At 68.1% G+C, this 22,397-nt stretch carries 17 protein-coding genes and 2 tRNA genes; 14 read left to right on the top strand and 5 right to left on the bottom strand.

The genetic code is table 11. The annotated features are described in order from the left end of the window. The first annotated feature begins 34 nt into the window (after nt 1–34). Nucleotides 35–820 (top strand): methyltransferase domain-containing protein, encoded by a 786-nt coding sequence (locus ACFYLW_RS08845; protein WP_313472846.1) that lies wholly within the window; start codon nt 35–37, stop codon nt 818–820. On the opposite strand, the gene ACFYLW_RS08840 is transcribed toward ACFYLW_RS08845, so the two are convergent. Next, complete coding sequence (locus tag ACFYLW_RS08840) at nt 753–2,552, bottom strand: patatin-like phospholipase family protein (RefSeq protein ID WP_313472845.1); 1,800 nt, start codon at nt 2,550–2,552, stop codon at nt 753–755. The genes ACFYLW_RS08845 and ACFYLW_RS08840 overlap by 68 nt on opposite strands. Before the next feature lie 81 nt (nt 2,553–2,633). Here ACFYLW_RS08840 and ACFYLW_RS08835 point away from each other — a divergent pair, with 81 nt between their 5' ends. The 7 genes from ACFYLW_RS08835 (at nt 2,634) to ACFYLW_RS08805 (ending at nt 11,715) form a co-directional block, all read left to right on the top strand. Continuing rightward, nucleotides 2,634–4,226 carry a carboxyl transferase domain-containing protein gene (locus tag ACFYLW_RS08835; protein ID WP_390182961.1) on the top strand — a complete coding sequence of 531 codons (1,593 nt, stop codon included), beginning with the start codon at nt 2,634–2,636 and terminating at the stop codon, nt 4,224–4,226. Nucleotides 4,227–4,305: 79 nt separating this feature from the next. Next, on the top strand, nt 4,306–5,208 hold the full coding sequence (locus ACFYLW_RS08830) for an enoyl-CoA hydratase-related protein (protein WP_313472843.1): 903 nt from the start codon (nt 4,306–4,308) through the stop codon (nt 5,206–5,208). A gap of 9 nt (nt 5,209–5,217) precedes the next feature. Beyond that, complete coding sequence (locus ACFYLW_RS08825) at nt 5,218–7,209, top strand: biotin carboxylase N-terminal domain-containing protein (RefSeq protein WP_313472842.1); 1,992 nt, start codon at nt 5,218–5,220, stop codon at nt 7,207–7,209. A gap of 172 nt (nt 7,210–7,381) precedes the next feature. Then, nucleotides 7,382–7,780 (top strand): DUF1489 domain-containing protein, encoded by a 399-nt coding sequence (locus ACFYLW_RS08820; protein WP_313472841.1) that lies wholly within the window; start codon nt 7,382–7,384, stop codon nt 7,778–7,780. A gap of 65 nt (nt 7,781–7,845) precedes the next feature. Continuing rightward, a complete protein-coding gene (locus ACFYLW_RS08815; RefSeq protein ID WP_313472840.1) occupies nt 7,846–9,192 on the top strand; it encodes an MATE family efflux transporter in 1,347 nt (448 codons plus the stop codon). A gap of 73 nt (nt 9,193–9,265) precedes the next feature. Further along, complete coding sequence (gene metG / locus ACFYLW_RS08810; RefSeq protein WP_313472839.1) at nt 9,266–10,975, top strand: methionine--tRNA ligase; 1,710 nt, start codon at nt 9,266–9,268, stop codon at nt 10,973–10,975. Nucleotides 10,976–10,998: 23 nt separating this feature from the next. Then, on the top strand, nt 10,999–11,715 hold the full coding sequence (locus tag ACFYLW_RS08805) for a 2OG-Fe(II) oxygenase family protein (protein ID WP_313472838.1): 717 nt from the start codon (nt 10,999–11,001) through the stop codon (nt 11,713–11,715). 42 nt (nt 11,716–11,757) lie between these two features. Here ACFYLW_RS08805 and ACFYLW_RS08800 read toward each other — a convergent pair whose 3' ends face one another. Then, the gene (locus ACFYLW_RS08800; RefSeq protein ID WP_313472837.1) at nt 11,758–12,600 is read right to left on the bottom strand and encodes a TerC family protein; all 843 of its coding nucleotides are present in this window, start codon (nt 12,598–12,600) and stop codon (nt 11,758–11,760) included. A gap of 93 nt (nt 12,601–12,693) precedes the next feature. Then, complete coding sequence (rlmB, locus tag ACFYLW_RS08795; protein ID WP_390182960.1) at nt 12,694–13,569, bottom strand: 23S rRNA (guanosine(2251)-2'-O)-methyltransferase RlmB; 876 nt, start codon at nt 13,567–13,569, stop codon at nt 12,694–12,696. A 148-nt stretch (nt 13,570–13,717) separates the two neighbouring features. Between rlmB and ACFYLW_RS08790 the strand changes: the two genes are divergently transcribed. The 6 genes from ACFYLW_RS08790 (at nt 13,718) to ACFYLW_RS08765 (ending at nt 18,685) form a co-directional block, all read left to right on the top strand. Then, nucleotides 13,718–13,801: transfer RNA gene (locus ACFYLW_RS08790), tRNA-Tyr, on the top strand. 94 nt (nt 13,802–13,895) lie between these two features. After that, nucleotides 13,896–13,969, top strand: a tRNA-Gly gene (locus tag ACFYLW_RS08785). 60 nt (nt 13,970–14,029) lie between these two features. Beyond that, the gene (gene tuf / locus ACFYLW_RS08780) at nt 14,030–15,220 is read left to right on the top strand and encodes an elongation factor Tu (RefSeq protein ID WP_313413045.1); all 1,191 of its coding nucleotides are present in this window, start codon (nt 14,030–14,032) and stop codon (nt 15,218–15,220) included. A gap of 258 nt (nt 15,221–15,478) precedes the next feature. Beyond that, a complete protein-coding gene (locus tag ACFYLW_RS08775; protein WP_313473092.1) occupies nt 15,479–17,053 on the top strand; it encodes an ATP-binding protein in 1,575 nt (524 codons plus the stop codon). 69 nt (nt 17,054–17,122) lie between these two features. Then, complete coding sequence (locus tag ACFYLW_RS08770) at nt 17,123–17,257, top strand: hypothetical protein (protein WP_313473094.1); 135 nt, start codon at nt 17,123–17,125, stop codon at nt 17,255–17,257. 105 nt (nt 17,258–17,362) lie between these two features. Next, nucleotides 17,363–18,685 carry a hemolysin family protein gene (locus tag ACFYLW_RS08765; RefSeq protein ID WP_313473096.1) on the top strand — a complete coding sequence of 441 codons (1,323 nt, stop codon included), beginning with the start codon at nt 17,363–17,365 and terminating at the stop codon, nt 18,683–18,685. Between the two features lie 280 nt (nt 18,686–18,965). Here ACFYLW_RS08765 and ACFYLW_RS08760 read toward each other — a convergent pair whose 3' ends face one another. Then, nucleotides 18,966–20,624 (bottom strand): ATP-binding cassette domain-containing protein, encoded by a 1,659-nt coding sequence (locus tag ACFYLW_RS08760; protein WP_313473098.1) that lies wholly within the window; start codon nt 20,622–20,624, stop codon nt 18,966–18,968. Then, nucleotides 20,621–22,237 (bottom strand): thiol reductant ABC exporter subunit CydD, encoded by a 1,617-nt coding sequence (cydD, locus tag ACFYLW_RS08755; RefSeq protein WP_390182959.1) that lies wholly within the window; start codon nt 22,235–22,237, stop codon nt 20,621–20,623. The genes ACFYLW_RS08760 and cydD overlap by 4 nt, the downstream gene beginning before the upstream one ends. Nucleotides 22,238–22,397 lie beyond the last annotated feature (160 nt).

Raw genomic sequence — 22,397 nt, 5'->3', positions numbered from 1 at the left:
ATAGGGTCGTTCCGACGACGCAGGGAGATGCACGATGACCGCCCCGCAGTGGGACCCCGCACAATACAGCCGGTTTGAAGTCCAGCGCGATCGCGCGGCGCTGGATCTGCTCGTCCGTCTGCCCGAGGATTTCGCCCCGCGCGAGATCTGGGATTTGGGCTGTGGAACCGGGCAGCACGCGGCCCTGCTGAAGAGCCGACATCCCGAGGCAGGGGTGCACGGCATGGATTCCAGCGCAGCCATGCTGGATCAGGCTCGGACCCTGGCGGACGACGTGGACTGGTCCGTCGGCGACATCGCAACCTGGGCGCCCGAGCGGCCCGCGGATCTGATCTTCGCCAACGCTTCCCTGCAATGGCTGCCCGATCACGCGCCCCTGTTCCGGCGACTGGCCGAGGCCCTCGGGCCGGGTGGGGTGCTGGCCGTTCAGATGCCGCTGAGCTGGGACACGCTGCATCATCGCCTGATGCGCGAAACCGTGGCGGAGAAGCGCTGGGCCTCTCTCTTCGCCGACGTCACCGCGCGGGTTCAGGCCATGTCGCCCGAGGCCTATTACGACGTGCTGGCGCCCCTGTGCGACGACGTCGACATCTGGTCGACCACCTACCTGCACGTTCTGGCGGGCGAAAACGCCGTGCTGGAGTGGATGAAGGGGACGGCGCTGCGGCCCTATCTGACCGCCCTGGACGGCGATCCCGAGGCGCAAGACGCCTTCCTGGCCGCATTGGGCGGGCGGCTGTCGGCGGCCTTCCCTAGGCGGGCGGACGGGGCGACTCTTCTACCATTTCCTCGTCTGTTTCTTGTCGCGCAGCGTCGTTGATGCGGTGGCGATGCAGGTGCTCGACAGGGCATTTCAACGTCGCCAGCGCGGTCTTGGTCGCCGCATAGCCTGAGGACACCGCCGGGGCGTAGGCCTTCCAGTCGCGGATATCGACGCCTTCGGGACGGGGCAGGATGAGCAGGTCGGTGTCGGCCCGGGCCTGCATCAGTTCGGCCTCGGTCGTCAGGGTGGCGGAGCGCATCAACACCGAGACGATCGGCGGCCCCTTCTTCCAGGCCCCCGAGACGATCCAGCGCCACCACGACGGCGGATCTTCCAGCGCCCTGGGATCGACGCCGCGCGTCTGGGACACGTCCACGCCGACGACAGGCCCGCTGTTCAGGCGGCGCATGACCTCGCTGGGGAAGTTGCGCAGCACGGCGCCGTCCACCAGCACCTGCCCGTTCATCACCACGGGCGGCATGACGCCGGGGATGGAGATGGAGGCCCGCAGGGCGTGGCGCAGCATGCCCTCGCGATGCACCTCGACCTTGCCGGACGTCAGATTGGTCGAGACCGCGAAGAAGGGCAGGGGCATGTCTTCGATGTTCACGTCGCCATAGGCGTCCTGCATCAGGCCCGCGACCTTGCGCGCGTGGGTCATGGCGATGATGGGGAAGGCGATGTCCGACAGGGGGTCGGATTCGACGAAGGCCTTGCGGATCCGTTCGTCCAGTTCCTCGTCCGACCAGCCGAGACCGGGGCCGGCGGCGACGACGGCGCCCATGCTGGAGCCGCCGATGAAGTCGATCGGCATGCCGGCTTCGCGCAGGGCCCGCAGCGCGCCGATGTGGGCGTAGGCGCGGGCCCCGCCGCCGGACAGGACCACCCCGACCGCCGAGCCGGTGACGATGCGGGCGATGCGCGCCGTGTCGTCGAACAAACCCTCGACCGCATGGAACCAGCGGCCGGGCCTGAAGGCGTCCAGCCAGGCGCGGGTTCTGGTGGGGCGTCCCATGTGGGCGGGGCGCAGCAGGATCAGGTCGGTCAGCGGGTGGGCCTCGTCCTCGATCTCGGGCGGAAGGACGGGAGCGTGCGGCTTGTGGTCGGCGTCGCCGACGATGAAGACGCGATCGACCTGACGGGCGCACAGCGAGGCCCAGCCGGGTTCGTCCGACTCGGCGACATAGAGGACGTAGTCGTGGGCGTCCTCGACGCTGGAGAACCACTCGGCGGCGGACGACAGGGCGGTGTGGTCGATGATCCGGCAGGTGAATCCTTGAGCTTCGACGGCGCGGGCGACGCGCTCCACGAAGCTCCTGATCGGCTGGGTGCGGGCCGAGACGAAGCCGAAGACGGTCGGGTCCGAGCCGGTCGAGTTCCGGTCGCGGGCCCGCATCAGCATGATCTGGCCCAGTTCGGCCATCAGGGCCGGCTCGTTGCGGGCGGCCTCGAAGAAGGCGTCGCGGGGCAGGGCGACCACGTCGCTGTCGCGCAGGGCCACGACATTGGCCATGTGGGTCGTGCCCGCCAGCATGGCCATTTCGCCGACCGGATCGCCGGGCTTGATGACGCCGATGAACTGGGGGCCGCGCCCGTTGTCATCCTTGAACACGCCCAGTCGCCCGGCGCGCAGCAGGTAGAGGGTGTCGGCGGGATCACCCGCGGAGAACAGCCGTTCGCCCCGCGTCAGGGCGAACCAGCTGGCGCGGGTGTTCTTCGTGCCCTCGAAGACGCGCGCGAGGGCGGCCTCCAGCGAGTCGGGCAGCGTGTCGGGACGTTCAACAGCCATGCTTGGGGTTTAGGCCGGATTTCGTCGGACGGGAAACAGAACGACTTCCACCCGAGGCGGAAGCCTCCTAAACCTTGGGGCATGCCCAAGCTGATTTCTGCTGTCGATCGCAACAGTCCTGCTTTCAAGTCGCTGGATGCGCACAATCGCGCCCTGCGAGAAGAGCTTTACGAGAAGGTGGCCAAGGCCGCGCGCGGCGGCTCCGACGCCAGCCGCGACCGCCATGTGGCGCGAGGCAAGCTGTTGCCGCGCGACCGGGTCGAGCGCCTGCTGGACCCCGGCTCGCCCTTCCTCGAGGTCGGCCAACTGGCCGCCAACGGCATGTATCGCGACGAAGCGCCCGGCGCGGGCATGATCTGCGGCGTCGGCCGGGTGTCGGGCCGCGAGGTCATGATCGTCGCCAACGACCCGACGGTGAAGGGCGGCGCCTACTATCCCCTGACGGTGAAGAAGCACCTGCGGGCCCAAGAAATCGCCGAGCAGAACAACCTGCCCTGCGTCTATCTGGTCGATTCCGGCGGGGCCAACCTGCCGCACCAGGCCGAGGTCTTCCCGGACCGCGACCATTTCGGCCGCATCTTCTTCAACCAGGCGCGGATGAGCGCGAAGTCGATTCCTCAGATCGCCTGCGTCATGGGCTCCTGCACGGCGGGCGGCGCCTATGTGCCCGCCATGTCCGACGAGACGGTGATCGTGCGCAATCAGGGCACCATCTTCCTGGCCGGGCCGCCGCTGGTGAAGGCCGCGACCGGCGAGGTCATCTCGGCCGAGGAACTGGGCGGCGCCGAGACCCACGGCCGCAAGTCGGGCGTGGTCGACCATGTGGCCGAGAACGATGAGCACGCCCTGGAAATCGTCCGCTCCATCGTCGCCAACCTGAACACCATCAAGCCCCAGCCGCTGGACGTGCGCGAGCCGCGCGCCCCGGCCTATGATCCGGCGGAACTGTACGGCATCATCCCCGACGACGTCCGCGCCCCCTATGACGTGCGCGAGGTCATCGCCCGCATTGTCGACGGCTCGGAACTGGACGAGTTCAAGGCCCTCTACGGCACGTCGCTGGTGTGCGGCTTCGCCCGTATCTGGGGGCAGCCGGTCGCAATCCTGGCCAACAACGGGGTCCTGTTCAGCGAGAGCGCCCAGAAGGGCGCGCACTTCATCGAACTGGCGTGCAAGCGCAAGATTCCGCTGCTCTTCCTGCAGAACATCTCGGGCTTCATGGTCGGCGGAAAGTATGAGGCCGAAGGCATCGCCAAACATGGCGCCAAGCTGGTCACGGCGGTCGCCTCGGCCGAGGTGCCCAAGTTCACCGTCCTGATCGGCGGCAGCTTCGGCGCCGGCAACTACGGCATGTGCGGCCGGGCCTACAGCCCGCGCTTCCTCTTCACCTGGCCCAACAGCCGCATCAGCGTGATGGGCGGCGAGCAGGCGGCCAGCGTCCTGGCCACCGTTCACCGCGACGCGGATACATGGACGCCCGAGGAGGCCGAGACCTTCAAGGCGCCGATCCGCCAGAAGTACGAGGACGAGGGCAACCCCTATTACGCCACCGCCCGCCTGTGGGACGACGGCGTCATCGACCCGGCCCAGACCCGCGACGTCCTGGGCCTGGCCATCAGCGCCAGCCTGAACGCCCCGATTCCCGAGACGACCTTCGGCGTGTTCCGGATGTAATCGGGCGCAAGCTCAACATTGATCCGCAGCAAGGACCAAAGCCCTGCTGCCGCGTTTCACTTCGGCGAAGGAGCCGACCATGACCGACCAGAAACCGACCGAAGAAGACCTGAACGCTTTGGACGTCACCGACGCCGAGGCGGTCGAGATGAACGCCATCGCCCATCCCTTCGTCGCCGATCCGGCGCCGGACGCGGATAATGAGCTGGTCAAGATCGACGCCCTGCCGTCGGGCGTGGTCTTCGTCACCATCAACCGGCCGGAGAAGAAGAACGCCTTCGACGCCGCCACCATCGCGGCCCTGTTCGAAGCCTTCGAGACGCTGCAGGGCGCCGACCGGGTGCGCGTGGTCTTCATCCGCGGCGCAGGCGGCACCTTCAGCGCGGGCGCCGACCTGAACTGGATGGCCGACGCCGCGGGCTGGTCCGAGGCCGACAACCGCGACGACGCCATGGGTCTGGCCAAGATGCTCAAGGCCCTGCACGACGTGCCGGCCCTGACGGTGGCCCTGGTCGAGGGCGCGGCTATGGGCGGCGGGGCGGGCATCGTCGCCGCCTGCGACATGGCCGTGGCGGTCGAGGGCGCGCGCTTCGCCTTCTCCGAGGTCAAGCTGGGCCTGATCCCGGCGACCATCGCCCCCTATGTCATCGAGGCCGTCGGCGCGCGCCGCGCTCGCCAGCTGTTCCTGACGGCCAACATCTTCGACGCCGACTACGCCGCCCATGCGGGCCTGATTGATCTGGTCCTGCCGGAAGGTTCGGTGGACGAGTTCATCTCCATGCTGACCGACAGCCTGACGACCTGCGCGCCCGGCGCCATGGGCGAGGCCAAGCGTCTGGTGAACGACGTGGCGGGCGAGGCCATCGACCATCGCCTGCTGGAAGAGACCGCCAAACGCATCGCCCGCGCCCGTGTCTCGGAAGAAGGCCAGGAAGGCGTTCGCGCCTTCCTCGACAAGCGCGCCCCGAGCTGGGCGCAATAAGGTAGCCGAATGTTCAAGTCCGTCCTGGTCGCCAATCGCGGCGAGATCGCCTGCCGCGTCTTCCGCACCGCTCGCCGCATGGGCCTGCGCACCATCGCCGTCTATTCCGAGGCCGACGCCAACGCCCTGCACGTGCGCGAGGCGGACGAGGCGGTGCTGATCGGCCCGGCGGCGGCGCGCGAATCCTACCTGGATGCGGCCAAGGTGCTGGCGGCGGCCAAGGCGACAGGGGCCGAGGCCATCCACCCCGGCTACGGCTTCCTGTCCGAGAACGCCGACTTCGCCGAGGCGGTCATGGAGGCGGGCATTGTCTGGATCGGCCCGCAGCCGTCCTCGATCCGCGCCATGGGCCTGAAGGACGCGGCCAAGAAGCTGATGATTGAGGCGGGCGTGCCCGTCACCCCCGGCTATCAGGGCGAGGACCAGTCGGTCGAGACCCTGACGGCCGAGGCGAACCGCATCGGCTTCCCGGTCCTCATCAAGGCCGTCGCCGGCGGCGGCGGCAAGGGCATGAAGAAGGTCGACCGCGCCGAGGACTTCGCCGACGGCCTGGCCTCGGCGCAACGTGAGGGCCAGTCGTCCTTCGGCGATCCGCGCGTGCTGATCGAGAGCTACATCACCCGTCCGCGCCATATCGAGGTGCAGGTCTTCGGCGACAGCCACGGTACTGTCGTCCACCTGCATGAACGCGACTGCTCGCTGCAACGCCGCCACCAGAAGGTGATCGAGGAGGCCCCGGCGCCGGGCATGGACGCCGCCACGCGCGAGGCCGTCACCGCCGCCGCCGTGCGCGCCGCCAAGGCCGTGAACTATCAGGGCGCGGGGACCATCGAGTTCATCGCCGACGCCTCCGAAGGGCTGAAGGCCGACCGCATCTGGTTCATGGAGATGAACACCCGGCTGCAGGTCGAGCACCCGGTGACCGAGAGCATCACCGGCGTCGATCTGGTCGAATGGCAACTGCGCGTCGCGGCGGGCGAGCCGATCCCGCTGAAGCAGGAAGAGATCCCGATGAAGGGCTGGGCCATGGAGGCCCGCCTCTATGCCGAGGACCCGGCCCACGGCTTCCTGCCGTCCATCGGACGGCTGGATCACTTCGTCCTGCCCGACGACATTCGCGTCGATACCGGCGTGGAGCAGGGCGGCGAGGTCAGCCAGTTCTACGACCCCATGATCGCCAAGCTGATCGTCCACGCCGACAGCCGCGAGGCCGCAGCCGCCCGCCTGGCCAACGCCTGCCGCGAGGTCGAGGTCTGGCCCGTCCGCACCAACGCCGGCTTCTTGGCCCGCTGCCTGGACCACCCGCGCTTCGTCGAGGGCGACGTGGATACGGGCTTTATCGCGGCGGAGGAGGGCGAGTTGCTGAAGTCGGAAGGCCGCCCGCGCGCGGTCGCCGCCGCCGCCGGCCTGATCGGGCTTGAGGCCGACGCCGCCGCCTTCGACGTCGAGGACAAGTCGCTGGCGCCGTGGCGGGCGGGCCTGTTCGGCTTCCGCATGAATGGCGCGGCCCAGTCGCGCACGGCCCTGCACCACGGCGATCAGCATCACGACGTGACCCTCACCGGCGAGCCCGGCTGGCACGGGCGTCAGTCAAGCTTCGACGTCGGCGTGGGGGGCGAAAGCGCCCGCGTCTATGGTGAGACCGATCTGGTCGTGGTCGACGGTGAGGTCGTCACCGCCTTTGCCCCCGACGCTGAGCGCATCGTGGTCTTCGACGACGGCGACGTCATCGAATTCCGCCGCCGCAAGGCCAGCGCGGGCGCGGGCGGCTCCGCCTCCGACGGCGGCCTGCGTGCGCCGATGCCGGGCAAGATCGTCGCCGCGCCCGCCAAGGCCGGCGACGCCGTGACCAAGGGCCAGCCGGTCGTGGTGTTGGAGGCCATGAAGATGGAGCACGCCCTGACCGCGCCCTTCGACGGCGTGGTGGCCGAGTTCAACGTCGCCGTCGGCGATCAGGTCGTGGACGGCGCGGTTCTGGCCGTGGTGAAGGCGGCGGACTAACCCATCCGTCATCCCGGACGGCCGTCAGGCCGATCCGGGACCCAGGCCCTAGCTGCAAACACGGACAGGGTTGGATCAGGGCCGCCGTCTGGGTCCCGGGTTCCGCTGCGCGGCCCCGGGATGACGGAAGAGGTGGTTTCGCCGATCCGGCCAAGAGACTATCTGCACCCCCATGCCCCTTCACATGATCAAACTCTGCGTCGGCGTGTCCGAGGTTGAGACGCTGGAAGCGAACGCCGCGCGTTCTGACTGGCGCATCGTCCACACCCGCATGACGCCCAAGCGCGCGGCCGAGATCGAGGACGGCGGTTCGCTCTACTGGGTGATGAAGGGCTCGGTGACCTGCCGTCAGCGCATCCTCGACATCACGACCGTGGGCGAGGGCAAGGACAGCCGCTGCGAGATCAGGCTGGACAGCCAGGTCATCCGCACCGCGCCCCTGGCCCGGCGGCCGTTTCAGGGCTGGCGCTATTTGGATCCCAAGGACGCGCCGCCGGACCTGTCCGTGGCCGAGGCGACGGACCTGCCCGACGACCTGGCGCGCGAGCTGCGCGAACTGGGCGCCTGGTGACCCTTTTGTGGCTTTAGGCCGCAAGTGTTGACCTTTGGTCGCACCCGTGGCCTGTCCCGGCTCCCATGACCAACGCCCTGCTCAGCTTCAAGACCCGCGAGACCCTGTCCGAGCTGCTGAAGCTGGCCTGGCCGGTCGTCATGGCGCGTTTGGGCATCATGACCATGGGTCTGACCGACGCCATCGTCGTCGGCCACTACGCCAGCCGCGAACTGGCCTATCACTCCCTGGCCTGGGCGCCGTCCTCGGTCGTGCTGACCACGGCGGTCGGCCTGATGATGGGGGTCCAAGTGATGACCGCCCGCCTGCTGGGCGAGGGGCGCAAGGACGAGGTCGGCGCCGTGTTGCGCCGCGGCATGGTCTACGCCATGCAGATCGGTTTCGTCTCCATGATCGTCCTGATGGCGCTGGGGCCGTTCGGCCTGCGCCACATGGGGCTGGAAGACGGACTGGGCGAGGGCGCCTCGCCGGTCTTGATGATCTTCGCCCTGTCGATGCCCGCTTATCTGATCTCGGTCGCGGCCCAGTTCTTCCTTGAGGGTCTGCATCGGCCCAAGGCCGGCATGGTCGCCATGTGGGTGGCCAATGCGGTCAACCTGGCTCTGAACCTTCTGCTGGTGCCCGACATTCTGGGCCTCGGCATGCACGGCGCACAGGCCTCGGCCTGGGCCACCTTCGGGGCCCGCATGGCGCTGGCGATCTTCCTAGTCATCTTCATCCTGCGCCTGCCTGAGGCGAAGGAATGGGGCCTGTTCAACAAGCCCAGGCGGGACAAGGCGGTCGAGCGCGAGCAGGTCAAGGTCGGCGTCGGGGCCGGTTCGTCCAACTTCATCGAGGTCGGGGCCTTCGCCGCCATGACCCTGTTCGCCGGTCAGCTGGGCGCGGCCGAGACCGCCAGCTGGGCGGTCGTCATCAACGTTTCCGCCATCGTCTTCATGGTTCCCATGGGCCTGTCGTCGGCGACGGCGGTTCTGGTGGGCCGCAGCTACGGCGCGGGCGACAAGGCCGGAGTCATGCGCGGCGGTCTGGCGGGCATTGGCGTGGTGACGGTTCTGGCCTTCATCATCGCCATCGGCCTGTGGCTGACCGCGCCCCTGGTGGTCAGCGCCTATACGACCGACCCGGCCATCCTGGCCATCGCCGCCCCGGCCCTGGTGCTGGCGACCCTGTTCTTTGTCGCCGACGCCCAGCAGGTGGTCGCGGCCCAGGCCAACCGCGCGGCGGGCGACGTGGTCTGGCCGACGCTGATGCACCTCTTGTCCTACGGCATCATCATGATCCCGCTGGGCTGGTGGCTGGCGCACCGGATCGGCGTGGATGGCCTGGTCTGGTCGGTCATCGTGGCCAGCCTGATCTCGGGCGCGCTGCTGACCGGGCGCTTCGTGCGGATCGCCAGGCGGCTTCCGGCCTGAGGAGTGACGGCGGGGTGACGCGGGCGTAACGGGCCTCTATATCCGTCTGCTTCCTCCCGCAGACTGGACGACCATGGCCCGCATCCTCATCACCTCGGCGCTGCCCTACATCAACGGCATCAAGCACCTTGGGAATCTGGCCGGGTCCATGTTGCCCGCCGATGTCTGGGCGCGGTTCATGCGCGGGCGCGGCCACGACGTCCTCTATGTCTGCGCCACCGACGAGCACGGCACCCCGGCGGAACTCGCCGCCGCCGCCGCCGGGCAGGACGTCCGCACCTATTGCGACGAACAGCATGAGGTTCAGAAGAAGGCCGGCGAGGCCTTCAGCCTGTCGTTCGACGTCTTCGGCCGCAGCTCCAACGAGCCGAACAAGCGCCTGACTCAGCACTTCGCCAAGGTGCTGGAAGAACGCGGCCTGATCGAGGAGCGCGTCGACCGGATGATCTACTCGATCGACGACGCCCGTTTCCTGCCCGACCGCTATGTCGAAGGGACCTGCCCCCACTGTGCCTATGAGAAGGCGCGCGGCGATCAGTGCGACAACTGCGGCCGCTTGCTGGACCCGACCGACCTGATCAATCCCTATTCGGCGGTTTCGGGCAGCCGCAACCTTGAAGTTCGCGACACGCGCCACCTCTATCTGCTGCAAACCAAGGTGGCCGACGACGTCCGCGCCTGGGTCGACGCCCGTTCCGAGGGCTGGCAGCCGCTGGCCCGCTCCATCGCCTACAAGCATCTGGACGAGGGCCTGATCGACCGCGGCATCACCCGCGACCTGAAGTGGGGCGTGCCGGTCGTCGGCCCTGACGGCGGCCCGCGTCCCGGCATGGAGGGCAAGGTCTTCTACGTCTGGTTCGACGCCCCCATCGAATACATCGGCGCGACCGAGGAGTGGGCGGACGCCAACGGCGGCGACTGGCGCTCGTGGTGGCGTCTGGACGAGGGCGCGGACGACGTGCGCTACGTCCAGTTCATGGGCAAGGACAACGTCGCCTTCCACACCGTCAGCTTCCCCGCCACCATCCTCGGTTCGGGCGAGCCGTGGAAGACGGTCGATCAGCTCAAGGCCTTCAACTGGCTGAACTGGTATGGCGGCAAGTTCTCGACCAGCATGGGCCGGGGCGTCTTCATGGATCAGGCGCTGGAGCTGCTGCCCGCCGACTACTGGCGCTGGCATCTGACGGCCTATGGGCCGGAACACTCCGACGCGGCCTTCACCTGGGAGCAGTTCCAGGCGACGACGAACAAGGACCTGGCCGATGTGCTGGGCAACTTCGTCAACCGCATCGTCAAGTTCACGGAATCCAAGTTCGACGGCGCCGTGCCCGAGGGCGGCGAGGCCGGTCCGCTGGAGGTCAAGCTGGCCGCCGACATCAAGGCCGGTCTGGAAACCCTGACCGCCGAGTTCGAGGCCATGGAGTTCCGCAAGGCGGCCCAGGCCGCGCGCGCGCTGTGGGTGCTGGGCAATGAGTATCTGCAGGAAGCCGCCCCGTGGACGGCTCTGAAGACGGACCGCGACCGCGCCGCCGTCGTCGTCCGCACCGGCCTGTCGCTGGTCGCCCTGTTCGCCCGCATCACCGTACCCTTCATGCCGGGCAGCGCCGAGCGCATCGGCGCCACGGTCAGCGCCACCGACCTGTCCTGGCCGTCTGCCGAGGCCGACCTGCTGAACCTGGTTCCGGCCGGTCAGACGGTGGCGGCCGCCGCCGTCCTGTTCGCCAAGATCGAGGACGCCCAGGTGGCCGAATGGACCGAACGCTTCGGCGGCGCGGAGGGGTGACGGCGGGAGCGCACAAGCCGGCCTTGAGCGACCTGTCCCCGGACCGGCGCGCGGCGGTGCGCGGGCGTCTCGCGGCGAGCGGTCGGGCCCAGGTCCGCGATATCCTGTCGCCGGCCTCGGCCCAGGCCCTGCACGCGGCGGCCTGCGAGACGGACTATAATGTCGTGACCCGGCGCGGGACGGGCCATGTCGACCTGCCGGGCGCCTGGCTGGCCTCGCTTCAGCCGGGACAGAAGCAGGCCCTGGGTCAGGCGATCCAGTCCGCCGCCACGGACGGCTTCCAGTATCTGTATGACAACCACCCGGTCTTCGACCTGGTTCAGGCGGGACAAGCGGCGCCGATCTGGGCCGATCTGCTGGCCTTCCTGAACGGCGAGGCCTTTCTGGACCTTATGCGCGACCTGACGGACCAGCCGCGCATCGCCCTGGCCGACGCCCAACTGACCCGTTTTCGCGCCGGGCACTTCCTCACCGAGCATGACGATCACGCCGAGGGAAAGAACCGTTATTTCGCCTATGTGCTGAACTTGACGCCGGTCTGGCGGATCGACTGGGGCGGATTGCTGGCCTTCCATGGCGACGACGGCAACGTGGCCGAAGCCTTCACGCCCTGCTTCAACACGTTGAACCTGCTCCGGGTCCCGACGCCCCATTCGGTCACCCAGGTCGCCCTGTCAGCCGGGGAGGACCGGATTTCAGTCACGGGTTGGCTGCGCGGACACGAAGCGCTGACCCAGTAAAAGAGAAAAGGCCCGGATTGCTCCGGGCCTTTTGTTGTCGGGTCAGTGCGCGGGCGCCGCCTCCGGCGGCGCGCTTCGTTGTTCCCGCGCGCCGGGCAGGGCGGCGGGGGTAGCGTCCTTGCTGCCGGCGCCGGCGTGCTTCATGTGCTTGGCCTGCTCCTCGGCGCCGATGTCGAGGAAGGCGGGGGCCGAGGCGTTGAACTGGTCGGCGTGGCCGGTGCGCACGATGACCGAACGGCCGCCGTCCCAGATCATGTGCAGGGCGACGTACAGGACGATGACCAGACCCACATAGGCGATCCAGCGATAGCGGTTCAATAGCTTGGCGATGAAGCTGGCGGCCAGACCCATCAGGGCGATCGACAGGATCAGGCCGAAGACCATGATCCAGGGGTGGTCATGGCTGGCGCCGGCGACGGCCAGCACATTGTCCAGCGACATGGTCAGGTCGGCGATCATGATCTGGATCAGGGCGGCGCCGAAGGTCTTGCGCTTGAGGCCCAGTTCCTCGGGCGAGGGGCCGCCGCCGTGCTCGATGGCCATGGCCCGTTCGATCTCGGCCTCGGCCTCGGCCTGGTCATGGGTCGCCTGCTCGCGCAGCTCGCGCCACATCTTCCAGCAGACCCACAGCAGCAGGAAGCCGCCCGCCAGCAGCAGGCCGACGATGGCCAGAAGCTGCACGGTGATCAGGGCCAGACCGATACGCATGACGACGGCGGCGGCCAGACCGATCAGGATGGCCTTGCGGCGTTGTTCCTGGGGCAGGGCGGCGGCGGCCAGGCCGACGGCGACGGCGTTGTCGCCGGCCAGAACGAGATCGATCATCAGAACCTTGCCGAGGGCGGAGGCCTGACTGAGCAGATGGGGGTCTGAAAGGAATTCCATCCGGGTTTCTTAAGCCCCGGGCCGGGCTGCGCCAAGACGCCGCAGCGGCAAAGTCACGCTCCCGCCAGTCTGTGACCGGCGGGAACGATCCGGTCAGCCGGCGCGCTGTGTGCGCGCGGCTTCATAGAGGGCGATGGCCGCCGCGTTGGAGACGTTCAGGCTTTCGAAGCCGCCGGGCATGGGGATCTTGGCCAGGACGTCGCAGTGCTCGGCCACCAGGCGGCGCACGCCGTCGCCTTCGGAGCCCATGACCAGGACGGTCGGACGCGAATCGAGGGCTTCCTCCAGCGTCTGCTCGGCGGCGCCGTCCAGGGCCACGGCGCGCCAGCCCATGTCGGCCAGTTTCTCGAGCGCGCGACTGAGGTTGGTGACGCGGGCGCAGGGCAGGCGCTCGGTCGCGCCGACGGCCGCCTTCGCCAAGGCGCCGGCCAGGGCCGGCGAGTGCCGGTCCTGCACCACGATGCCCTTGGCGCCGAAGGCCAGGGCCGAACGGAAGATGGCGCCGACGTTCTGGGTGTCGGTCAACTGATCCAGCATGACGATCACGCCCTGGGCGTCTTCGGCAATCTCTTCCAGCGACACGCCTTCCAGCGGCTGAACCTTGAAGACCATGCCCTGATGAACGGCGCCGGCGGGCAGCATTCGGGCCAGGGCGGTCGAATCGATCACCTCGATTCGGTGGCCGTTCGCCAGATTTTCCCGTTCGATTTCAGCGGCTCTGTCCTCCGTGACCATCAAACGGCCCGTTCCGCGGCGGGTCGGATTGGCCAGAGCGGCCAGAACCGGATGGCGGCCCCAGATAAAATTATCCGCATCGGCCTTGCCGCGCGGGGGCTTGGAGGCGGAATCTCCCCCGGAACGACCTGCCGACGCAGCCGATCGACCCTTCTCGGGACGGTTTTCTCCACGCTTGTGGAAAGATTGTTTTTTACCGGGTTTCCGGTCGTTGCGTTCTGAAAATGACGACACTATAAGACGGCCTCCGATTTGGGCCCCAGGGCTTCGGGTCAGGCGCTTCCTCTAAAGCAGGCGTCGCCGGACACGAAGGCTTTCGCGACAAAAATGATCGAAAGATCGTGGTGTTGCGTATTCCAGACCGGTTTTGAAAACGCGCGCTGGGGGAATGTCCCGAGTGGCAAAGGGGGCGGACTGTAAATCCGCTGCGAAAGCTTCGAAGGTTCGAGTCCTTCTTCCCCCACCACGCGCGTTTCGAGGCCGAGAGGACGGGAACCCTGAAAAGGAATCGGGTGCGGAAACGCCAGTCTCTCGCGAGGTTGGGGCAACGCATTCTTCGCGCGGGTATAGCACAATGGTAGTGCAGCAGCCTTCCAAGCTGAGGATGTCGGTTCGATCCCGTCTACCCGCTCCAGGTTTTTGATCTGACAAAAGCGCCCCTCCGTCCTTGGACCCGGGCCACAGGAGTTTGGCCATGGCCAAGGAAAAGTTCGAACGCACTAAGCCGCACTGCAACATCGGCACGATCGGTCACGTTGACCACGGCAAGACGACGCTGACGGCTGCGATCACGATCACGCTGGCGAAGGCCGGCGGCGGCAAGGCGATGAACTACGCCGACATCGACGCCGCGCCGGAAGAAAAGGCCCGCGGCATCACGATCAACACGGCGCACGTGGAATACGAGACGGCCAACCGTCACTACGCGCACGTCGACTGCCCCGGCCACGCCGACTACGTGAAGAACATGATCACGGGCGCCGCCCAGATGGACGGCGCGATCCTGGTCTGCTCGGCCGCTGACGGCCCGATGCCGCAGACCCGCGAGCACATCCTGCTGTCGCGTCAGGTCGGCGTTCCGGCCCTGGTGGTCTTCCTGAACAAGGTCGACATGGTCGACGACGAAGAGCTGCTCGAGCTGGTCGAGATGGAAGTTCGTGAACTTCTGTCGTCCTACCAGTTCCCGGGCGACGACATCCCGGTCGTCAAGGGCTCGGCCCTGGCCGCCGTCGAAGGCCGCGACGCCGCCATCGGCGAAGAAGCCATCCTGAAGCTGATGCAGGCTGTCGACGACTACATCCCGCAGCCGGAACGCCCGATCGACCTGCCCTTCCTGATGCCGGTCGAAGACGTGTTCTCGATCTCGGGCCGCGGCACCGTGGTCACGGGTCGCGTCGAGCGCGGCATCGTCAAGGTCGGTGAAGAAGTCGAGATCGTCGGCATCCGTCCGGTCCAGAAGACGACCTGCACGGGCGTCGAAATGTTCCGCAAGCTGCTGGACCAGGGTCAAGCCGGCGACAACGTGGGCGTGCTGCTGCGCGGCACCAAGCGTGAAGACGTCGAGCGCGGCCAGGTGCTGTGCAAGCCGGGTTCGATCACCCCGCACACCAAGTTCGTGGCCGAAGCCTACATCCTGACCAAGGAAGAGGGCGGCCGTCACACGCCGTTCTTCACGAACTACCGTCCGCAGTTCTACTTCCGCACGACCGACGTGACCGGCATCGTGCACCTGAAGGAAGGCGTCGAGATGATCATGCCCGGCGACAACGCTGAGCTGGACGTCGAACTGATCACCCCGATCGCCATGGAAGAGAAGCTGCGCTTCGCCATCCGTGAAGGCGGCCGCACCGTCGGCGCCGGCGTCGTGGCCAAGATCGTCGCCTAAGCGATGGATCCGGGTCTTCGGACCCGAACAGTAAGCGTACCGGCCTGAAGCAGCCCGCAAGGGCGTCAGGCCAAGCGTAAAGCGTAACAGAGCGGCCCCCGGAGCAATCCGGGGGCCGTTTTGCTGTCGGGGGCGACCTTGGCGAATTGATCGGAGAGAAAATTCGCCGGGCGAGGATAATAAGTATCTGAATATCAATGATATTAACGAAGCTGCGGTGAAGTTGGCGCAAGGCCTTCCTGACGAAAGGGAAGCCTAATGACTGACATTGACTGGCCGCGTCGCGCGGGCCTGTCCGGGGCTCTGGACGAGGCGGCGATCGTGGCCATCACGGACCGCGCCGGCCAGATTCTGTACTGCAATCAGAAGTTCGTGGACGTCAGCGGCTACAGCCGCGACGAACTGGTCGGGCAGAACCACAGGCTGGTCAATTCCGGCCATCACCCGCGTGCGTTCTTCCAGGACCTTTACCGGACCATCGCCGGCGGCGGGGTGTGGCGCGGCACGATCCAGAACCGCAACAAGAACGGTGAACTGTACTGGGTCGACACGACCATCGTGCCGAATCCCGGCGAGGACGGACGGCCCGAGACCTACACGGCCATCCGTTTCGAGGTTTCCGATCACGTCCGGGCCCTGAAGGCGCTGGAGATCGCGCAGGAAGAGACCCGCCGCGCGGCCCAGGTGCGGGACCGCTTCTTCGCCAACATCAGTCATGAGGTGCGAACGCCCCTGAACGCCGTCCTCGGTCTGGCCTCGGCCCTGGCGCACACGACCCTGACCGAGCGGCAGACGCAGATGCTGTCGCTGATCACCGGCGCGGGCGATTCCCTGCGGCGCGTGCTGGACGACATGCTGGACCTGTCGAAGATGCAGGCGGGCCAGTTCCGTCTGGCGCCGGCCCCGTTCGATCTGCGCGCCGACATCGCCGCCGTGGTCGAGATGCGGGCCGCCGCCGCCGAGGAACGGGACGTGACCCTGTCGGTGAGCTTCTCGGAGGCCGCCGAAGGGCAGGTGCTGGGTGACGGCGTGCGGATCACGCAGATCGTGTCCAATCTGGTGTCCAACGCGGTCAAGTTCACGCCGCAAGGCGCTGTGGACGTGCGGGTCGATCTAACGACCGGCGCCGAGGGCGAGCGCCTGCGGATCGAGGTGAAGGACACCGGGATCGGCTTTGATCCTGAGACGGCGCAGCGCCTGTTCAATCCGTTCGTTCAGGCCGACGACACCATTTCGCGCGAGTTTGGCGGCACCGGCCTGGGGCTGTCGATCTGCCGGTCTCTGGCTGAGTTGATGGGCGGCGAGATTTCCGCGCGGTCAACGCCGGGCGAGGGCAGCCTATTCTCCGTCATCCTGCCCATCCAGCGGCTGGGCGCGGCGGCCGACACGGCTCCCGACGACGGCGCCGAAGCGATGGACAGGGCGCAGCGGGTTCTGGTGGTCGAGGACAATCCGGCCAACCAGATGGTTGTGCGCTGCCTGCTGGAACCGCTGGGTTTCGAGATCGACACCGCGGACGACGGCCGTCAGGGCGTGGATCAGTTCTTGCGCGACCGGTACGACATGATCCTGATGGACATGCAGATGCCGGTGATGGACGGGCTGACCGCGATCAGCCTGATCCGGGCGCACGAGGCGGCGCATCGACTGGACCGCACGCCGGTCGTCATGCTGACCGCCAACACGACCGAAGCCCATCAGCAGCAGGCGATGCAGGTCGGCGTGGACGCCCTTGTCGCCAAGCCGGTGACGCTCGAGATCCTGCTGGATGGCCTCAACCAGGGCATCGCTGCGGCCGAGGCCTGGCGCGCCGAGGCGTGCGCCGCCGCCTGAGGTCACGGCCAGGGAACCGCCGTTCGCCCATGACGTTGGCTAACGACGTTAACAATCGGGTAACCATAAATGCGGCGCGCGATCCGGCTGGGACTGTTCATCGGCACCATCATCGGCATGAGCGCCTGCGCGGCGGTTCAGGACGGCGGGCGACCATCCGAGCCAGGAGCTTACGGCTCGGTCGGCGTCGGCCGGACGTGGTGAACCGGCCGTCGGGCGCATGATTTGCTGGCGTAGCCGCATCTTCGGCCTTATTGTCGCCGCGCGGACGCCGATTGTCGCGCCGCGCTGCGGGTTTCTCCCCTTTCGATGTTGACCATCGCTATCGCCGTCGTGCTGCTGCTTGTGGTGCTGAACGGCCTTTTCGCCATGACCGAGCTTGCGGTCGTTTCATCGCGTAAATCCAAGCTGCAAAGCCGCGCCGAGCGCGGAGATCGCGGGGCCCGGGCGGCCCTGAAGCTGTCCGAAGAGCCGACGCAGTTTCTGTCGGCGGTTCAGGTCGGCATCACCCTGATCGGCATTCTGGCGGGCGCCTATGGTCAGGCGACCATAGCGGGCGAGCTCGACCGGATCCTGGAAACCAGCTTCCCGGCGCTGGCGCCTTATTCGCAGTTCGCTTCGACGGCCCTGGTGGTCGTGCTGATCACCTATGTCTCGCTGATCGTCGGTGAGCTGGTGCCCAAGCGTCTGGCCTTGATCTTCCCCGAGACCATCGCCTCCAAGATGGCGGCGCCGATTTCGACCATGGCCCTGTTGATGAAGCCTTTCGTGCTTCTGCTGACGGCGTCGACCTCGGGCATCCTGAAACTTCTCGGCGTCAAGGACCGCGACGGTTCGGACGTCACCCAGGAAGAGGTCGAGAGCATTCTGGCGGAAGGCACGTCCGCCGGCCTGATCGAGCCTGAAGAACAGGAGATGATCGAGGAGATCCTGCGCCTGGGTGACCGCGCCGTGCGCGTGGCCATGACGCCGCGCCACGAGGTCTTCTGGATCGCCCTGGACGATTCTGAGGAAGTGCTGCGCGAGGAAATCCGCACCTGCCCCTATTCGCGCATCGTCGTGGCGCGCGAGAGCGACGTCGATAATCCCCTGGGCGTGGTTCACAAGAAGGACCTGCTTGACGCCCTGTTGACCGACGGCTCCTACGACATCGAGAAGCTGGTGGCGGAGCCGGCTTTCATTCCGCAGTCGACCTCGGTGCTAAAGGCGCTGGAGATCCTGAAGGGCTCCAAGGTTCACATGGCCTTCGTCGTCGACGAGTACGGCGCCTTCGAAGGCGTGGTGACCGCCACCGACCTGCTGGAAATGATCGCCGGCGACTTCAACGAGAGCCACGACGAACTGGGCCAGTCGGTCCGCAAGCGCGAAGACGGCTCATGGGCGGTCGACGGCCAGACCGATCTGGACGAACTGGGCGACGAACTGGGAGAGGACTTCGGCGAGCACGAAAGCTTCCACACCGTCGCCGGGCTGGTGCTGCACCACCTGTCGCGACTGCCGCAGGAGGGCGAAATCCTTCAACTGGGCCGCTTCGAGGTCGAGGTGCTGGATATGGACGATCGTCGGATCGACAAGTTGCTGTTCCGGGCCATCATTCCGGGGCAGGAAAGCGGCCCGACCGACACCGACTGATCGGCGTCGGGCCACGGTTTGCAACAACGACAAAGCGCACGTCCGTTCAACGGGCGTGCGCTTTTTTCATGGCGGGTTCCAGGTCGTTAGTTCTTCGCCTTGTCGTCCATGTTGCTCCAGACGGAGGCAAAGCCGAGGACGGCCATGAAGACCAGGAAGGCCGACACGATGGCGGCGATGACGGGAACGACGTCTGCGGGCATGGGATATCTCCTTTAATCCCAGCAAAGCCGTTCGCGAGCCCGCGCGCCTTGATAGAGATCAAAGGAATGTCGGCGGATCAGGCCGCCGCCTGCGCCTTCCGCAACGCCATCTGAACCGCCCCGGACGGCGACAGACCCGTGACGGCCAGACGCTCGTCGCACAGGGCCAGAGGGGCGGGGCGGTGGCTGACCAGGATCAGACCCTGACCGGTGCGCGCCAGACGCTCCGTCAGGCGCTCCAGCACGCGCGTCTCCGTGGCGGCGTCCAGACCTTCGGTCGGTTCGTCCAGCACCAGCCAGGGCGCGGGGCGCAGATAGGCGCGGGCCAGGCCCAGGCGACGACGTTCGCCACCCGACAGGCGGGCGCCGTTCTCGCCAAGAGGCGCGTTCAGACCGGCGGGCGCGGCGCGGATGCGGGCGGCCAGATCGGCGTCTTCGAGCGCGGCCCACAGGGCGTCGTCATCGGCGCCCGGCAGGGCCAGCTTCAGGTTCTCACGCACCGTGCCGGCCAGCAGCACGGCCTGTTGCGGGGCGTAAGCGAACAGGGCGCGGGCAGCGTCGGGCGCGGTGTCGGCGGCGTCGACGCCGCCCAGGGTCGCTTCGCCGGACAGGGGCGTGCGCAGGTGCATCAGCCGCTCGATCAGGGTGGTCTTGCCGGCGCCGGACGGGCCGGTGACGGCCAGGCGCCGTGGCGGGGCCAGCAAGAGGTCAGCGCTCAGGCCGATGATCGGGGCGGCGGGCTGCGCCGGCGCTGACGCGGGGGCTTCCAGCAGGTCGCCCAGACGCTCGACCGCCGCTTCAACCGCGCCGTTGTGGCGGAAGGCGGTCAGCAGGGCGCCAGCGCTCTCGACGGTGGTGACGGCGGCCAGAATGGCCAGGGCGATCAGGGGCGGGGAGGCGGCCCCGGCGGTCGCCATCACGCCAAGTACAGCCAAGGCCATGGCGGCTGACTGGGGCAGCAGGATCCCGCCGCCGGCCACGGCCAGGCGTTGGGTTGCGCGTTCCAGCGTCGCGCCGCGCTCGGCCAGACGCTCCACTGCCCAGGGCTTGACGCCATAGGCCTGAAGCTCGGGCGCGGCGGCGGCCAGGGCGGCGAACTCGGTCTTGAGATCGCCCGACGCGGCCTGAACCGCGCGCCCGGCGGGCTCGGCCATCCCGCGGCCGACGAGGGCCGCGGCGAGCACGCTGAAGGCGCTGGCCGCCGCGATGGTCAAGGCGGTCATCCAGCCGGTCAGCAGAGCCAGACCGATGCCTGCCACCAGACCGGCGGCGGCGCCCCAGGGCGCGGACAGGCGCACGAAACGGTTCTGAACCGCGTCAACGTCCTGAACCATCCGCGAGGAGGCATCGCCGCCCGCCAACGTCAGAGCGCGGCTTGCGGGGCCGCGCGCGACGCTCTCGAACAACTGAGGACGCAGGGCGGCCAGGGCCTTGAGCGCCGCGTCGTGGCCGGTGACCCGCTCGCCGTAGCGCGACCCGGTGCGGACGATGGCGAGGAAGCGGATCAGGGCGCTGGGCACCATGAAGTTGAAGCTGTGGGCCACCAGGGGCCCCGCAAGACCGGCCAGGGCCGAAGCCGTGATGAACCAGCCTGACACCCCCAGCAGCAGGACGGCTGCGGCGGACACGAGGGCAGCGCAGACGGAGGCGGCCAGCAGGCGAAAGCCCTGACGACGTTCCTGGGCGCGGATCAGGGTCTTGAGGCGGGCGACGCCGGACATGTTCGGTGCGCTCACAGCCGCACCACGACGTCGGCCAATTCGGCGACGACCTCGGAATGGGTGGCGATCAGGGTAGTGCGGCCCTCGGCCGCGGCGCGGATGATCGGCAACAGGGCGGCCTCCGACGCGGCGTCCAGATTGGCGGTGGGCTCGTCCAGCAGCAGGATCGGCGCGGGCTTGAGGAAGGCGCGGGCCAGACCCAGCCGCCGTCGCTCGCCCCCCGACAGACCGCCGCCGCGCTCGTCGATGATCCGGTTCAGGTCGCCGGTGAAGCCGGCGCGGGCGGCGGCTTCCATGACGCGCCCTGACGGCGCGCCGCGCCAGGCCAGGGCGATGTTCTCGGCCAGGGTTCCGGGCACCACGACCGGCGCCTGACCGGCCCAGGCGATCCAGGCGGTCAGGTCGGGATGGTCGGACAGGCGGACGTCGCCAACCTCGACCTCGCCGTCGCTTAGCGGGGACAGGCCGAGGAAGAGATGCAGCAGGCTGCTCTTGCCCGAGCCGCTGGCGCCCAGCAGGGCCACGGTGGCGCCGGGGGCGACAGCCAGATTGAAGCCGGTCAGGACGGGCGCGCCCGCTTCATAGGCGATGGTCACGTCGCGGAAAGCGACGGCGGGGGCGCTGGCGGGCGCGGGGGGCGGCGCGGCGACGGGCGCGGCGCTCTCGGTCAGCTTCCTCAGGCTGGGCACGGCGGATTCGGCGGCCTGACGGTCGTGATAGGCGGCGGCCAGGCGGCGCATGGGGGCATAGACTTCGGGCGCCAGGGCCAGCAGGAAGAAGGCGCGCGTCAGGCTGAGTTGCTCAGGCGCGGGGAAGGGCAGCAGCTTCAGCAGGTTGAAGCCGCAATAGACGGCGACCAGCGCGACCGCCAGGGCCGAGAAGAACTCCAGAATCGCCGAGGACAGGAAGGCGATCTTCAGCACCTTGCCGGTGCGGCGGGCCAGATCGTCGGAGGCGCGAGCGATCACCGCCGTCTGTTGCGTCTCGGCCTGGAAGGCAAGGATGGCGGGCAGGGCGCGGATGCGGTCGAGGAAGAGACCGGACAGCCGTTCCAGCGCCTGGAACTGACGGCGGCTCTCGGCGCCCGCCGCCATGCCGGTCAGGGCCATGCCGATGACGAAGGGCAGCAGGGTGAAGATGAGGATGCCGGCGGTGAAGGGGCTGACCACGGCGGCCACGGCGATCAGCAGAAGCGGCGTCACGGCGGCGGCCATGCGGGCGGGCCCGAAGCGTGAGACATGGCCGTCCAGCGCCTCGACCCCCTCGACGGTCGCGGTCATGGTCTCGGCGTCGGACAGGCGGCCGGAGAAGGCGCCGTTCAGGACCTGACGCCGCAGGTCCCCCTTGACCGCGCGGGCGGCGCGCGCGGCCACGACGGTCGCGACCTGAGTCAGCGCCCCGCGCGTCAGAAGCGAGGCGACGGCCAGGGCCGCGCCGGGCAGGGCGTGGCTGTATCCCTGCGGCAGGGCGCCGACGGCCAGTCCAAGGCCCGCCGCAAACCCTACGGCCGGAATCGCGTCGGCGATCACCAGGCCGCCGGCCAAGGACATGATCCGCGTGCGCGGCGACAGGGCCTTCTTCAGCCATTGGGCCGGTGCGGCGTCTGCTTCGATCGGCTGGGCCGTCATCGTCTCTCCTGCTCCGTCCGCGCGAACAGACATAGACCAGCGCGAAGGCGCATTGGGCGAATCGTCCTTGTGACGAAACAGCCTTGGGCGAAACGCCGTCTAGAGCGAGTCGTCCCGGTTGGGCTTTGATCCGGATCAAGGCGCGCCCCACGGCGCTGCT

The organism is Brevundimonas sp. NPDC007368 (genome assembly GCF_042869015.1).
Classification (GTDB): Bacteria; Pseudomonadota; Alphaproteobacteria; order Caulobacterales; family Caulobacteraceae; genus Brevundimonas.
The sequence above is the reverse complement of the archived record's forward strand: the minus strand, read 5'-3'. Positions and strand labels throughout refer to the sequence as shown.